Annotated in this window: 11 protein-coding genes and 1 pseudogene; 8 read left to right on the forward strand and 4 right to left on the reverse strand. The window is 73.2% G+C overall.

Annotated features, from left to right (window positions below; all coding sequences use genetic code 11):
* Position 1 precedes the first annotated feature (1 nt).
* The 7 genes and pseudogenes from ACIP4P_RS20425 (at position 2) to def (ending at position 7233) form a co-directional block, all read left to right on the forward strand.
* Positions 2-652, forward strand: a complete 651-nt coding sequence (locus tag ACIP4P_RS20425; protein WP_400920346.1) for an alpha/beta family hydrolase — start codon at positions 2-4, stop codon at positions 650-652.
* 119 nt (positions 653-771) lie between these two features.
* Positions 772-1677 carry a sigma-70 family RNA polymerase sigma factor gene (locus ACIP4P_RS20430; RefSeq protein ID WP_400920348.1) on the forward strand — a complete coding sequence of 302 codons (906 nt, stop codon included), beginning with the start codon at positions 772-774 and terminating at the stop codon, positions 1675-1677.
* Positions 1674-1967: pseudogene (rsrA, locus tag ACIP4P_RS20435) on the forward strand (mycothiol system anti-sigma-R factor); the annotation flags it as partial. The gene ACIP4P_RS20430 and the pseudogene rsrA, both read left to right, overlap by 4 nt.
* 500 nt (positions 1968-2467) lie before the next feature.
* Positions 2468-3901: an HD-GYP domain-containing protein gene (locus ACIP4P_RS20440; protein ID WP_400920350.1), complete on the forward strand. Its 1434-nt coding sequence runs from the start codon at positions 2468-2470 to the stop codon at positions 3899-3901.
* Positions 3902-3987: 86 nt separating this feature from the next.
* On the forward strand, positions 3988-5265 hold the full coding sequence (locus ACIP4P_RS20445; RefSeq protein WP_400920679.1) for an HD-GYP domain-containing protein: 1278 nt from the start codon (positions 3988-3990) through the stop codon (positions 5263-5265).
* Positions 5266-5556: 291 nt separating this feature from the next.
* Entirely contained in the window at positions 5557-6543 is a 987-nt protein-coding gene (locus tag ACIP4P_RS20450) for a tetratricopeptide repeat protein (protein ID WP_400920352.1), read from the forward strand.
* 42 nt (positions 6544-6585) lie between these two features.
* Positions 6586-7233 (forward strand): peptide deformylase, encoded by a 648-nt coding sequence (gene def / locus ACIP4P_RS20455; RefSeq protein ID WP_350511915.1) that lies wholly within the window; start codon positions 6586-6588, stop codon positions 7231-7233.
* Between the two features lie 68 nt (positions 7234-7301).
* On the opposite strand, the gene ACIP4P_RS20460 is transcribed toward def, so the two are convergent.
* Positions 7302-7598 carry a putative quinol monooxygenase gene (locus ACIP4P_RS20460; protein WP_400920354.1) on the reverse strand — a complete coding sequence of 99 codons (297 nt, stop codon included), beginning with the start codon at positions 7596-7598 and terminating at the stop codon, positions 7302-7304.
* 127 nt (positions 7599-7725) lie between these two features.
* Between ACIP4P_RS20460 and ACIP4P_RS20465 the strand changes: the two genes are divergently transcribed.
* Positions 7726-8700 (forward strand): GlxA family transcriptional regulator, encoded by a 975-nt coding sequence (locus ACIP4P_RS20465; RefSeq protein ID WP_400920356.1) that lies wholly within the window; start codon positions 7726-7728, stop codon positions 8698-8700.
* A gap of 19 nt (positions 8701-8719) precedes the next feature.
* Here the strand turns inward: ACIP4P_RS20465 and ACIP4P_RS20470 are convergent, their stop codons facing one another.
* The 3 genes from ACIP4P_RS20470 to ACIP4P_RS20480 all read right to left on the reverse strand — a co-directional run bounded on the left by ACIP4P_RS20470 (position 8720) and on the right by ACIP4P_RS20480 (position 13663).
* Positions 8720-9943 carry a serine hydrolase domain-containing protein gene (locus tag ACIP4P_RS20470; protein ID WP_400920358.1) on the reverse strand — a complete coding sequence of 408 codons (1224 nt, stop codon included), beginning with the start codon at positions 9941-9943 and terminating at the stop codon, positions 8720-8722.
* A gap of 298 nt (positions 9944-10241) precedes the next feature.
* The gene (locus ACIP4P_RS20475; RefSeq protein WP_350511918.1) at positions 10242-11258 is read right to left on the reverse strand and encodes a ribonucleotide-diphosphate reductase subunit beta; all 1017 of its coding nucleotides are present in this window, start codon (positions 11256-11258) and stop codon (positions 10242-10244) included.
* The gene (locus ACIP4P_RS20480) at positions 11258-13663 is read right to left on the reverse strand and encodes a ribonucleoside-diphosphate reductase subunit alpha (protein ID WP_400920681.1); all 2406 of its coding nucleotides are present in this window, start codon (positions 13661-13663) and stop codon (positions 11258-11260) included. Before ACIP4P_RS20480 ends, ACIP4P_RS20475 begins: the two co-directional genes overlap by 1 nt.
* Positions 13664-13732 lie beyond the last annotated feature (69 nt).

Raw genomic sequence — 13732 nt, forward strand, 5'->3', positions numbered from 1 at the left:
GATGACCACCTCCTCCGAACTGGTCGGGACCGGGGCCGGGGACGCCCGGATCACCTACCACCGGGCGGCCGCCCCGGAGGCGGTGGTGGCGCTGGGGCACGGGGCGGGCGGCGGGATCGGGGCCCGGGACCTGGTGGCGCTGGCCGAGCGGCTGCCGGAGCGCGGGATCACCGTGGCGCTGGTCGAGCAGCCCTGGCGGGTGGCGGGGAAGAAGCTGGGCCCGGCGCCGAAGACCCTGGACGTCGGCTGGCGGCCGGTGGCGGAGCGGCTGGCCGGGCAGGGGCTGCCGCTGGTGGTCGGCGGGCGCAGCGCCGGGGCGCGGGTGGCCTGTCGGACGGGGGCGGCGAGCGGGGCGGTGGGGGTGGTGGCGCTGGCGTTCCCGCTGCATCCGCCGGGCCGGCCGGAGAAGAGCCGGGCGGAGGAGCTGCTGGGGTCGGGGCTGCCGACGCTGGTGGTGCAGGGCACGTCGGACCCGTTCGGCGGGCCGGGGGAGTTCCCGGAGCTGCCCGGGGGGTACGGGCTGGTGGCGGTGCCGTCCGGGAACCACGGCTTCGAGGTGCCCAAGCGGGCGGCGGTGGGGCAGGACGAGGTGCTGGCGCTGATCTGCTCGGCGGTGGGGGACTGGGTGCTGGGGCTGGTGCGGGCGGTGTGAGCAGGGCGTTTCCGCTCGATCACTCGTGCGAGTGAACGGGCCGCGGTGGCGGGAATGCGGGCGGGGCCGGGGTGGTTGTCGTGTCCGTCAGCAGGAGTCACCGGTGAGAGGCAGGGCAGATGGGTTCGATCGCGTGCCCCGAACGGCCTGAGGAGCGCGAGGCCGGCACGGCCTTCGTCCCCTCCTGGTCGGAGTGGATCGACGCGGGCGAGAAGCCCGTCAGCCCGATATCCTCCATTTCTGGGCGGCCCGCGGTGGGCCGTGCCCGTCATGCCGAGGAGGTGGGTCCGGTCGTCGGGACCGAGCACGAGGCCGATCCGGGCCGTGGCCCGGACGAGGCCCTGCCTGCGGGCGAGGCGCTCACCGGTGAGGAGCTGGCCGAGGCGATCGGTGAGGACACCTTCCGGGTGTCGGCGGAGGAGTCCGAGGAGGCCCGGCGGGAGCGCTTCGAGCGCGACGCCCTGGGGTTCCTCGATCCGATGTACTCGGCGGCGCTGCGCATGACGCGCAACCCCGCGGATGCGGAGGACCTGCTCCAGGAGGCGTTCGCCAAGGCGTACGCGTCCTTCCACCAGTTCCGTGAGGGCACGAACCTCAAGGCCTGGCTGTACCGCATCCTCACCAACACGTTCATCAACTCGTACCGCAAGAAGCAGCGGGAGCCCCAGCGCACCGCGGCGGAGGAGATCGAGGACTGGCAGCTGGCCCGGGCCGAGTCGCACATGTCGACCGGTCTGCGCTCGGCGGAGACCCAGGCGCTCGACCACCTCCCCGACAGCGATGTGAAGGACGCGCTCCAGGCGATCCCGGAGGAATTCCGGATCGCCGTCTATCTCGCGGACGTAGAAGGCTTTGCGTACAAGGAGATCGCGGACATCATGGGTACTCCCATCGGTACGGTGATGTCCCGGCTGCACCGCGGCCGCCGTCAGCTGCGCGGCATGCTGGAGGACTACGCCCGTGAGCGCGGGCTCGTCCCGGCCGGCAGCGGGGCAGGGCAGGAAGCGAAGGGCTCGGGCTCATGAGCTGCGGCGATCCGCACGAAACCGAGTGTGGCGAGGTCCTCGACCACCTCTATGAATTCCTCGACAACGAGATGGCCGAGGGTGATTGCGCCAAGCTGCGCGTGCACTTCGACGAGTGCTCGCCCTGCTTGAAGCAGTACGGGCTGGAACAGGCGATCAAGGCGCTGATCAAGCGCTCGTGCGGCTGTGACGACACCCCGACGGACCTGCGCAGCAAGGTGCTGGCCAGGATCGACTCGATCCGGGCCGGGCAGCGCACGGGCGAGCAGGTGGTGGTCGCCGTGGAGACCTCGGTCGAGCTGCACGTCGAATCCGCCCGTCCGGCGCCGACGGTGACGGAGCCGCAGGAGTCGTCGGTGTCATCGGCGCCGTCGGAGTCCTCGGCGCAGGGGCGGGCGAGGGCGCACGCCGACGCGGCCGACGAGCCGTCCGTGCGCCCCGGTGCGCCGGTCGAGGCCGGAGCCCCGGCGGAGTAGTCCGCGCCCCCGCCGGCGAGAGCGGGACGAAACGGTTCGGACCGGGATTTCCGCGGCCCCGGGAGCATGCGCTCCCGGGGCCGCTCCCGTTCTGCTCGCATGCGCCGTCACTCGATCGAGTGAGTTGGCGGTGCGCCAACTGCGCCATTGCGCCATCATGCGTCCCCACGCCCGGACGGCGGCCTATTCTCCTGACGGACGCTCACCGCCGGTCACCGGCGCGCTGAGGCAACACGGGGCCCGGACGCGGGGAGGTCGATATCGCTACCGACAGTGGGGGCGCGACCCTGCCGCAGGGTGCGGCGCGCTACCTGGTGGCCGTTCCGGTGGCCGCCCTGTGCGGCCTGCTGCCGTTGCTGCCGCAGGCCGTCGCACCCGGGCTGCCGCACTGGCTCGGCCACCCGGTGGACTGGCCCAAGGTCGGGCTGCTGGGCTTCCTGCACGGTTGTTGGGAGTCGCTCGCCCAGGGCCTGCCGACCCCCTGCTCGCTGCTGCTGCGCCGACTGCTGCGCCTGCCCGCACCGGCCGGCCGGGCCCCCGCCCGTCCCGGGGTGAACGCCTTCTTCCCGGTGCTGTTCGCCGGGGTGCTGATGCTCCCGCCGGCCGCCGCCGCCCTGGTCGCCGTCCCGGCCGCGCTGCTCGGCGGCCCGACCGGCCCGGGCTACCGCCGGCGTCAGCTGTTCAACGGCTCCCAGCTCGCGCTGTGCGCCTTCGCCTCCTCGGTCGCCTTCCACCTGCTGCACGGCCCTCAACTGCTGCTCGGCTCCCGGTTCCCGGCCGCGCTGCTGCCCGGCTTCGCCGCCGTCGCCGCGTTCTGCCTGGTCAACGGGCTGGTGGTGGGCGTGATGGTGCGGCTCAGCGAGGGCCGGCGGGCGGTCGAGGTGCTGCGCGGGGCCTGCGCGGTGTGCGGGCTTCCGGTGCTGGTGCACGCGGCCGGCGGGCTGATGGTCGCGGTGCTCTGGCAGGGTCCGTACGGGGCGTTCGCCGCGCTGCTGGCGCTGCTGCCGCTGTCCATCTCGGCCTGGGTGTTCGCCCAGGGGCAGCGCGAGCGGGACGCCCACCAGGCCACCGTGCAGTCGCTGGTGCAGGCGGTGGAGATCAAGGACGCGTACACCCGCGGGCACAGCGAACGGGTCGGCCGGGCCTCGGTGCTGATCGCCGGTCAGCTCGGCATGGAGCCCGAGCGGCTGCGCACCCTGCGCTTCGCCGGGATCCTGCACGACGTCGGCAAGCTCGGTGTGGCCACCGAGCTGCTGCGCAGAAACGGTCCCCTCAGCGAGGACGAGCGCCGCGCGGTGGAGATCCACCCGGTGTACGGGTACGAGCTGGTGCGCGGGATCGACTTCCTCGGCGAGGCCCACTCCGGGATCCTGCACCACCACGAGCGGATGGACGGGCGCGGCTACCCGAGCGGACTGGCCGGACGGCAGATCCCCGAGTTCGCCCGGATCATCTCGGTCGCCGACGCCTTCGACTCGATGACCTCCACCCGCTCCTACCGGCGCGGTCGCCCGGTCGCCGAGGCGGTCGCCGAGCTGGAGCGCTGCTCCGGCAGCCAGTTCGACCCGGTGATGGTGCGGGCCCTGATCGACGCGCTGGCCGTGCACGGCTGGCAGCCGGTGGTGCACTCCGAGGACTGCGTGCGGGCCGTCCCGGACATCCCGCTCGGGGTGCCGGAGCCGGTGCGGGCCGCGCCGGGCCGGGTGCCCGCCCAGGGCGGGACCGTTCCCGCGGCCGGGCAGCCGTGACCGGGGGCGCGGGCGGGGGCGGCGACCGGGCCGCTGCCGCCGGGGCCGGGCGGGCCCGTTCGGCACGGGGGCGCACCGCCCGGGTGATGTACGCGGCGGCCGGCGCGCTGCTGCTGCTCGCGCTCGGCGCGGTCGCGGTGCGCGGGGTCGCCGAGCCGAGGGTCGCGCTGGCGTTCACCGCGCTGATCGCGCTCGGCGAATGCGTCCGGATCACCCTTCCGGGCGACCGCGAACAGGCGCCCATCGGCGCGGCCGGCGCCCTGGCGTACGCCCTGCTCGGCCCGTTGCGCGGAGTGCCGACCGCGCACGGCACGCTCCAGGTCGTCGCGGTGACCGGGGCCGGCCTGCTGCTGGCCTGGCTGCCCGGCCTCGCCCTGCCGCACCGCGCCGGCCGCCCGCACCGGCGCCGGCCCTGGGCCGACCCGGCCCGTCGTGACAGCGCCGCCCGCCGGCTGCTCGCCGTCGGCTTCGCCGCCGCCGTCTTCCAGCCGCTCTACAACGGCGGCATGGTCGACCGCTTCTCGCCCGAGGGCCCGGCCTACGGGGCGTTCCTGACCGCCGTCGCCGCGCTGGCCGCGCTCTGCGACGCCACCCTGGCGGCGGTGCTGCGTGCCTCCGTCACCGGGCTGCGGTTCCCGGCCGCGCTGGAGGACGAGCTGCGCTCGCTGTTCGGGATCGGCTCGGCGATCGTCGCCACCGGCATGCTGGTCAGCCTCGCGGCCGGCGAGGTCGGGCTGTGGGCGCTGCCGCTGTTCTGCACCCCGCTGCTGCTCGCCCAGGTCTCCTTCCGGCGGGCCGCGGCCGTGCGGGCCACCACCGGGCAGACCATCGCCAGCCTCGCCCGGGCCACCGAGGTCGCCGGGTACACCCCGCACGGCCACGCGCGCCGGGTCGCGGACACGGCGTGCGCGCTCGGGCGCGAGCTGGGACTGGGCACCAGGGAGCTCGCCCTGCTGGAGTACGCGGCGCTGATGCACGACGTCGGCCAGCTGTCCCTGGTCGAGCCGGTGCCGGACGGCGCCACCGCGCTGCTGCCCTGCGACGAGCAGCAGCGCATCGCCCGGCTCGGCAGCGAGGTGATCAGCCGCACCGGGGTGCCCCGGCAGGTCGCCGAGCAGGTCGCCCGACTGGCCGACCCCTGCCCCGGGCCGGCCGGCGGCGAGGGGCCGGTGCCGCTGGCGGCCCGGATCATCCGGGTCGCCAACGCCCACGACGACCTGCTGACCGCCGCCCGCGGCCGGGGCCTGGGCGAGGCGGTGGGGCGGCTGGAGGCGCTGGAGGTGCTGCGGCTGGGGCGCGGGCGGGTCTACGACGCCCGGGTGGTGGACGCGCTGGCCCGGTTCGGCGGTCAGGGCCGGGGCTGAGCCGCGCTACCCCCCCGCGTCCGGCCCGGGCGTTCCGGCCCGGGGCGCGGGGCCCGCGGTCGGGGCGCGGTCGAGCGGCACCCGCCAGGGGTTGAGGAGGTGCGCTCCGGCGGGCAGGCTGGGGAGGGGCGGGCCCCAACCTCGGCGGTGGGGAGCGCGGGCGGGGGCGGGCGTGGTTGGATGCGGTCGTAGCGTGGAACACCGACCCGGGACACCGGGACCGGGCCCCGTCGAGGACGGGACGGCCCCGGCGGTACGGGACTTGAGCGGACGACGACGGCAGGGACGAACGTGAGGATCTTCCACCGGGCACGGCACCGGCCGTCCGCCACCTGGCGGCAGACGACCGACCGGGCCTTCACGCTGATCGGCGACGGCCGCTACGAGGACGCCGGCGCCCTGCTGGTGATGGCCGCCGACCTGGAGCCGTGGCTGTCCGACTCCTGGTTCAACCTCGCCCTGCTGCACAAGTTCCGCCGCGACTGGGAGCAGGCCCGCTCGGCCGGGCTGCGCGCCGTCGCCCTGCTGGACCGCGAGCACGGCGCCCCCGACTGGTGGAATCTCGGCATCACCGCCACCGCCCTCCAGGACTGGCCGCTGGCCCGCCGCGCCTGGCAGGCCTACGGGCTGAAGCTGCCCGGCGGCCCCGGCGTGGACGGCCCGGTCAGCCTGGACCTCGGCACCACCCCGGTGCGGCTGTCCCCGGACGGCGAGTCCGAGGTGGTTTGGGGCCGCCGGCTCGACCCGGCCCGGATCGAGGTGCTGTCCATCCCGTTGCCGTCCTCCGGCCGCCGCTGGGGCGAGGTGGTGCTGCACGACGGCGCCCCGCACGGCGAGCGGGTCACCGACGGCGTCGCCTACCCCGTCTTCGACGAGATCGAGCTGTGGGCGCCCTCCCCGGTGCCGACCTACGTGGTGCTGCTGCAGGCCTCGACCGCCGGTGACCGGGACGCGCTGGAACGCCTGGTCGCCGACGCCGGGTACGCGGCCGAGGACTGGACCTCCTCGGTGCGGCTGCTGTGCCGCGCCTGCTCGGAGAGCCGGATGGCCTCGGACGACGGCATCGTCGCCCACCACGACCCGCACGACGACGGCGACGCCGCCCACCCCGGCCACCTCAGCCACCTCAGCCAGGGCGGCGCGGCCGGGATGTCCTGGCTGGTCGAACGCGAGTGCGGGATCGCCGCTCCGGCCACCCTGGTCCGGACGCTGCTGGACCGCTGGGTCGCGGCCGCCCCCGGAACCCGGGCGTACCGGGATCTCGAAGAAGTCTGCTGAGTACCCTGGACAGGTACGTGTAGACCTATGGAAGCGGAAGACATGGCGGAGCAGGCCGAGCAGCACGACCACCAGCACGAGCACGACGTGGAGGGCGCGGCGCCCGAGGCCCCCGTGAAGGTGATCGGCGAGGAGCCCGACCTCAGCAAGGGCACCGCGCGCCCGATCACCGTGGTCGGCAACCCCGTCCTGCACCGCGAGGTCAAGGACGTCACCGCCTTCGACGGCGAGCTGGCCGCGCTGATCGACGACATGTTCCAGTCGATGTACGCCGCCGAGGGCGTCGGCCTGGCCGCCAACCAGATCGGCGTGGACCTCAAGGTCTTCGTCTACGACTGCCCCGACGACGAGGGCGTGCGCCACGTCGGCCACGTGATCAACCCCGTCCTGGAGGAGTACCCGGCCGACCGCCGCCGGGTGCTCGACGACGGCAACGAGGGCTGCCTCTCGGTGCCGGGCGCCTACGCCGAGCTGCCCCGCCCGGAGTACGCCGCGGTGACCGGCGTGAACCGGGACGGCGAGCCGATCCGGGTCGAGGGCACCGGCTTCTTCGCCCGCTGCCTCCAGCACGAGACCGACCACCTGTACGGGTTCCTGTACATCGACAAGCTGTCGAAGCGGGACCGCAAGGACGCCCTGAAGCAGATGGCCGAGGGCACCCCGAAGTACGCGACGGTGCCGAACGCGTAAGGCGCTCCCGACGGTTCGCCGGAGGCCGGTGCGGAGCGATCCGTACCGGCCTTCGTGCTGTCCGGTGACTACTTGACCGCGAGGATGTCGATCAGGCGGATGTCCGGGTCGGCGGCGAGGAGGTCCGGGCCGACCTGGGCGAGGGCGGCGGGGATGCGGCCGGTCAGGTGGGCCTGGCGGCCCGCGTCGTCGGCGAAGGCGTCGAAGATGCCGAACGTCGAGTCGTCGACCCGGAAGGCGTACCAGACCTCGGTCCGGGCCTCCTCGGCGGCGATGCCGCGGGCGGTGTCCAGCAGGGCCGCCACCTCGGCCTCCTTGCCGGGCTTGGCGGTGAGCAGGGCCAGCACACCCAGCTTGAGCGTCATGTCGGTCTCCCTCGTACGTGTCATGAGGGCCTCGCGGGATGGGCCCCGTCCGGCCTGAATCCCAAGCTACGGGGCCGAAAACCGCCCCACGAGTGGCGGAAACGACGTGTCGGCTACCGTTTCCGACATGCAGATCGCGCTGGCGGCCGTGGACGGCATCTTCGACTCCGGACTCTCCGCCCTCCTCGACGTCCTCGGCACCGCGAACGCCGTACGCCTCCAGGGCGACGAGCCCCCGCCGTTCACGACGACGGTGATCGGGGCCGGCACCGAGGTGCGCACCGGCAACGGCCTCACCCTGGCGACCGTCCCCGTCGGCGAACTGCCGCACCGGCCGGACCTGTTGCTGATGCCCGCGACCGGCTTCAAGGCGCCCGACGGGGTGCTGGCCGCCGTCCGCTCACCCGCCAACGCCTGGGCGGTGGAGCTCAGCGGCAGGCTGGCCGAGGCCGGTACCCCGGTCGGCGCCGCCTGCACCGGCACCTTCTTCCTCGCCGAGGCCGGCGCCCTCGACCGGCTGCGGGCCACCACCAGCTGGTGGCTGGGGCCGTTCTTCCGCACCCGCTACCCCGGGGTGCTGCTGGACGACTCCCGCACCCTCGTCCAGGACGGCCTCGCCACCACCGCCGGCGCCGCCTTCGCCCACATCGACCTCGCGCTGTGGGTGGTACGCCGGCACAGCCCGGAGCTGGCCGACACCGTCGCCCGCTACCTGCTGATCGGCGACCGGCCCTCCCAAGCCGCCTTCGCCGTACCGACGTTGCTGGCCCAGGCCGACCCGACGATGGCCGCGTTCGAGCGCTGGGTGCGGGCCCGCCTGACCGATCCGCCGCCGCTCGCCGAGGCGGCGCGGGCGCTGGGCGTCGGCGAACGGACCCTCCAGCGCACCGCCCGGGCGGTGCTGGGCATGACGCCGCTGGCCTTCGTCCAGGAGGTCCGGCTCGACCAGGCCACCTACCTGCTGCGCACCACCTCGCTCAGTGCCGAGGCGATCGCGACCCGGGTCGGCTACCGCAACGTGGGCACCCTGCGCGCCCTGGTGCGGCGCAAGCGCGGCACCACGCTGGACGCGCTGCGCCAGGGCGGCTCGGGCGCGGACTGACACGGGGGTGCGGGCCCGGTCAGCTGTGGGGCGTGGCGGGGGCGAGGACCGCCGTCAGCAGGCGGCCGGAGAGGGGCGTCGGGGCGCCGAAGTCCAGGCCCAGGTTGGACACCGAGTACACGGCGTGCACGGACAGGTCGCGGGTGGCGAACATGCCGTTGGCGTAGCCGTCGTCGTGACCGGTCTTGCCCCAGAGCACGGCACCGTTCGGCAGCGGGGTGGACATCAGGCCCGCGCCGAAGCAGGCCACCTTGTTGCAGGAGGTGCCGCCGACGAACGGCACGGGCTTGCCCTCGCTGTCCTCGGGGAGGGTGAACAGCTCCGCCTGCTGGGCGGCGGGCAGCAGGCGGCCCTGCAGCAGCGTGGTCAGGAAGCGGTCGAGGTCGGCGGTGGTGGAGATCAGGTTGGACGGGTCGCCGCCCTGCTCGCTGGTGTCGACGGCCCGGCCGCTGTCGTCGCTCATGTAGCCGTGCAGGTAGGGGCGGGGCATGGTGGGGTCGTCCTCCGGCACCGAAGTCTGGTCCAGGTGCAGGGGGTTGAGGATGCGGGCGGTGACCTCGTCCTTGAAGGAGTGGCCGGTGATCTGCTCGATCAGCTTGCCCGCGATCCGGAAGCCGAGGGAGTTGTACTCCTGTTCGGTGCCGGGCGCGAAGTGCGGGCCGGGCGCCGGGCGGCCGTCGTCGGGGCGGAGGGTCTGCTGGATGATCTGGTCGAAGGTGCGGTAGTCGTACCGGTCGGCGATCGTCTCGTCGGCGCTCGCGGGGGGCTTGCCCTCGTCCACGTTCGGCAGTCCGCTGGTGTAGTTGACCAGTTGGCGGACGGTGATCGGGTCGAAGGTGTCGGGCAGCAGGCCCGGCAGGTAGTCCTGGACGGTCCGGTCGAGGTCGATCCGGCCCTCGGCCGCGAGCTGAAGGACGACGGTGGTCTCGAACACCTTGGAGATGCTGCCGGCGTGGAAGTGCGCGTTCTCCGGGATCTTCCGGCCGGTCTGGCTGTCGATGGTGGAGCCCTTCCACACCCGGCCCGGCTCGGCGACCAGGGCGACCGCGCCGGAGGCGCCGTCGGCGGGGCGGGTCTCGATGGCGGCCTGGAGCGCGGCGGGGTCCAGTGGTGGGAAGGCCGTCGCGGTGGGGGAGTCGGCGCCCCCGGCGGCGAAGGCCTGCGCGCCGGAGGCGGCGGTCAGGCCGACCAGGGCGGAACAGGCCAGACCGAGGGCGGCGGCGCGGCGGGCGAGCGGCTTCATGTGGGGCACCCCGTGGATCACTACGGCTGAGTGGGCCTCAGCGACATGATCGATCCTGCTCGTCGGCAGGCCTGACCGGTATCGGGATCGACCCCGATCCACCCCTGAGGCGACCCCGACGGTCCGTCAGGAGCTGCCCCCGGGTGGCGCCCCCGCCCGGCGCGAACGTCTGGAGTGAACGCCTGGAGTGAACGCCCGGCGCGAACGCCTGGCGAAGCCGACAACAGCGGTGCCCCGCACCGGCCGTGGCCGGTGCGGGGCACCGCTGTTCGTGCGTCTTCTTCGGAAGTCGTCTTCTTTAGAAGTCGTCGTCGAAGGCGACCGAGCCCTCGACCGCGACCTGGTACGCCGACACCCGGCGCTCGAAGAAGTTGGTCAGCTCCTGGACGTTCTGGAGCTCCATGAAGCCGAACGGGTTGGTCGACCCGTAGCGGATCGGCATCCCGAGGCGGGCCAGGCGCTGGTCCGCGACGGCCTCCAGGTACTGGCGCATCGAGTCGGTGTTCATGCCGGCCAGGCCGTCACCGCACAGGTCCTGGGCGAACTGGAGCTCGGCCTCGACGGCCTCCTCCAGCATCTCGGTGACCTGCTTGGCCATCTCGTCGTCGAAGAGGTCGGGCTCCTCCTCGCGGACGGTGTCGACGACCGACATCGCGAAGTCCATGTGCATGGACTCGTCGCGGAACACCCAGTTGGTGCCGGTGGCGAGACCGTGCAGCAGACCGCGCGAGCGGAACCAGTACACGTACGCGAACGCGCCGTAGAAGAACAGGCCCTCGACGCACGCCGCGAAGCAGATCAGGTTCAGGAGGAACGCGCGGCGGTCCTCCTTGGTCTGCAGCGAGTCGATGTGGTCGACCGCGTTCATGTACTTGAAGCAGAACTGGGCCTTCTGGTGGATGGAGGGGATGTTCTCCACCGCGGCGAAGGCCGCGTTGCGGTCCTCCGGGTCCGGAAGGTAGGTGTCCAGCAGCGTCAGGTAGAACTGGACGTGCACGGCCTCCTCGAACAGCTGACGGCTCAGGTACAGCCGCGCTTCCGGGGAGTTGATGTGCTTGTAGAGGCTCAGCACCACGTTGTTGGCGACGATCGAGTCACCGGTCGCGAAGAACGCCACCAGGCGGCCGATCAGGTGGCGCTCGCCCTCGCTGAGCTTCGCCAGGTCGGCGACGTCGGAGTGCAGGTCCACCTCCTCGACGGTCCAGGTGTTCTTGATCGCGTCGCGGTACCGGTCGTAGAACGACGGGTAGCGCATCGGGCGCAGGGTCAGCTCGAAGCCGGGGTCGAGCAGCATCTTGCGGTCGTCGGCAGTCATTACTGGCAGGCCTCGCAGGACTCGGGGTTCTCCAGGGAGCAGGCCAGCGCGGCCTCTTCCTCCGGGGTGAGGGTCGGGGTGTTCACGGGCACCGGCGCGGCGGCGCGGGCGGTGCCGGAGGCGGCCTGGGCGATCCGGGTCGCGGGGCGCGAGCGCAGGTAGTAGGTGGTCTTCAGACCCACCTTCCACGCGTAGGCGTACATCGAGCTGAGCTTGCCGATGGTCGGCGCCGCCATGAACAGGTTCAGCGACTGGCTCTGGTCGAGGTACGGCATGCGGGCCGCGGCCAGGTCGATCAGGGCGCGCTGCGGCAGCTCCCACGCGGTGCGGTACAGCGAACGCACCTCCTCGGGCAGCCAACCGAGCTCCTGCACCGAGCCGTTGGCGTCGCGCAGCGAGTCACGGGTCTGCTGGTCCCAGACGCCGAGCTCCTTGAGCTCGCGCACCAGGTACGGGTTGACCTGGAGGAACTCGCCGGAGAGCGTCTCGCGCTTGAACAGGTTGGACACCTGCGGCTCGATGCACTCGTACACGCCGGCGATGGACGCGATGGTCGCGGTCGGGGCGATCGCGAGCAGCAGCGAGTTGCGCAGGCCGGTCTCGGCGATCCGGGCGCGCAGCGCGGTCCAGCGGTCGGCCCACTGCGGGGCGGCCGTCGGGAAGTGGTCGATGTGCAGCTCGCCGCGGGCGGCGCGGGTCTCGCCGTACGCCTCGTGGCGGCCGAGCTGCTCGGCCAGGTCGGCGGAGCGCTCGTAGGCGGTGAGCATGATGCGCTCGGAGATCATCGTGGACAGCTGCTTGGCCTCGGCCGAGTCGAAGTCGAGCCGCAGCTTGAAGAAGACGTCCTGGAGGCCCATCACGCCGAGGCCGACCGGCCGCCAGCGGGAGTTGGAGGTGCCCGCTTCGACCGTCGGGTAGAAGTTGATGTCCACCACGCGGTCGAGGAAGGTGACGGCGGTGCGCACGGTGGCGTCCAGCCGCTCCCAGTCCATGGCGTTGATCAGGTCGTCGGCGGAGGCGCCGGCGGCCACGTGGGCGCCGAGGTTGACCGAGCCGAGGTTGCAGACGGCGGTCTCGGAGTCGTCCGTGACCTCCAGGATCTCGGTGCACAGGTTGGAGGAGTGCACCGTGCGGCCCGGCAGGGCGGTCTGGTTGGCGGCCCGGTTGGAGGCGTCCTTGAAGGTCATCCAGCCGTTGCCGGTCTGCGCGAGGGTGCGCATCATGCGGGCGTAGAGGGTCTGCGCCGGGATGGTGCGGACGGCCTTGCCGGCCAGCTCGGCCTTGACGTAGGCCTCGTCGAACTCGGCGCCCCAGAGGTCGACCAGCTCGGGCACGTCGGCCGGGGAGAACAGCGACCAGTCGGCGTTGGCGTTCACGCGGCGCATGAACTCGTCCGGGATCCAGTGCGCCAGGTTGAGGTTGTGGGTGCGGCGGGCCTCTTCGCCGGTGTTGTCGCGGAGCTCCAGGAACTCCTCGATGTCGGCGTGCCAGGTCTCCAGGTAGACGCAGGCCGCGCCCTTGCGGCGGCCGCCCTGGTTGACGGCGGCGACCGAGGAGTCGAGGGTGCGCAGGAACGGCACGATGCCGTTGGACTTGCCGTTGGTGCCGCGGATCAGGCTGCCGCGCGAGCGGATGCGCGAGTAGGACAGGCCGATGCCGCCGGCGTGCTTGGACAGCCGGGCGATCTGCGCGTAGCGGTTGTAGATCGAGTCCAGGTTGTCCAGCGGCGAGTCCAGCAGGTAGCAGCTGGACATCTGCGGGTGCCGGGTGCCGGAGTTGAAGAGCGTCGGCGAGGAGGTCAGGTACTCCAGGCGGCTCATCAGGCCGTACAGCTCGGACACCTCGCGCACGGACTGCTCGGTGTCACCGACCGCCAGGCCGCAGGCGACGCGGAGCAGGAAGTGCTGCGGGGTCTCGATCACCTTGCGGGTGATCGGGTGGCGCAGCAGGTAGCGGGACTGCACGGTGCGCAGGCCGAAGTACTCGAACCGGTCGTCGCCCTTGGCGTCGATCAGGGCGTCCAGGGCGGCGGCGTGCTTGGCGACGAACGCGGCGGTGGTGTCGCCGATCAGGCCCTCGGCGTGGCCGACGGCGATCGAGGCGGCGAAGGTGGTGGAACCCTGGCTGTTCGCCTCGTCGACGATCTCCAGGGCGAGCAGGCGGGCCGCGAGCTTCGAGTACTGGGGGTCCTCGGCGATCATCGACGCGGCGGCGTCCACGGCCAGCCCGCGGAGCTCGGCGAAGTCCGAGCCGGCGTGGCGGCCGCGCAGCGCGGCGGCGGCGACATGGCCGGGGTCGACCTCGGTGAGGTCGACGCTGCGGTCGGTGAGCAGCCGCAGGAGCGCGCCGCCGGGGTCGGCGACCGTCGGGTCGACAAAGGCGGTACCGGTGCCCTGGGCGGGCAGGGTGACTGAGGCAGCGGTGGTCAAGGCGCTCTCTCCTGGCGGCGATCGGCGGCGTGATCGGGGTCACCC

This window comes from Kitasatospora sp. NPDC089509, from assembly GCF_044749365.1.
Taxonomy (GTDB): domain Bacteria; phylum Actinomycetota; class Actinomycetes; order Streptomycetales; family Streptomycetaceae; genus Kitasatospora.

Coding starts and splice junctions, on each gene's coding strand:
- ACIP4P_RS20445 (WP_400920679.1), top strand. CDS start 3,988: ATGTACGCGGCGGCCGGCGCGCTGCTGCTGCTCGCGCTCGGCGCGGTC.
- ACIP4P_RS20425 (WP_400920346.1), top strand. CDS start 2: ATGACCACCTCCTCCGAACTGGTCGGGACCGGGGCCGGGGACGCCCGG.
- ACIP4P_RS20465 (WP_400920356.1), top strand. CDS start 7,726: ATGCAGATCGCGCTGGCGGCCGTGGACGGCATCTTCGACTCCGGACTC.
- ACIP4P_RS20470 (WP_400920358.1), bottom strand. CDS start 9,943: ATGAAGCCGCTCGCCCGCCGCGCCGCCGCCCTCGGTCTGGCCTGTTCC.
- ACIP4P_RS20460 (WP_400920354.1), bottom strand. CDS start 7,598: ATGACGCTCAAGCTGGGTGTGCTGGCCCTGCTCACCGCCAAGCCCGGC.
- def (WP_350511915.1), top strand. CDS start 6,586: ATGGCGGAGCAGGCCGAGCAGCACGACCACCAGCACGAGCACGACGTG.
- ACIP4P_RS20475 (WP_350511918.1), bottom strand. CDS start 11,258: ATGACTGCCGACGACCGCAAGATGCTGCTCGACCCCGGCTTCGAGCTG.
- ACIP4P_RS20430 (WP_400920348.1), top strand. CDS start 772: ATGGGTTCGATCGCGTGCCCCGAACGGCCTGAGGAGCGCGAGGCCGGC.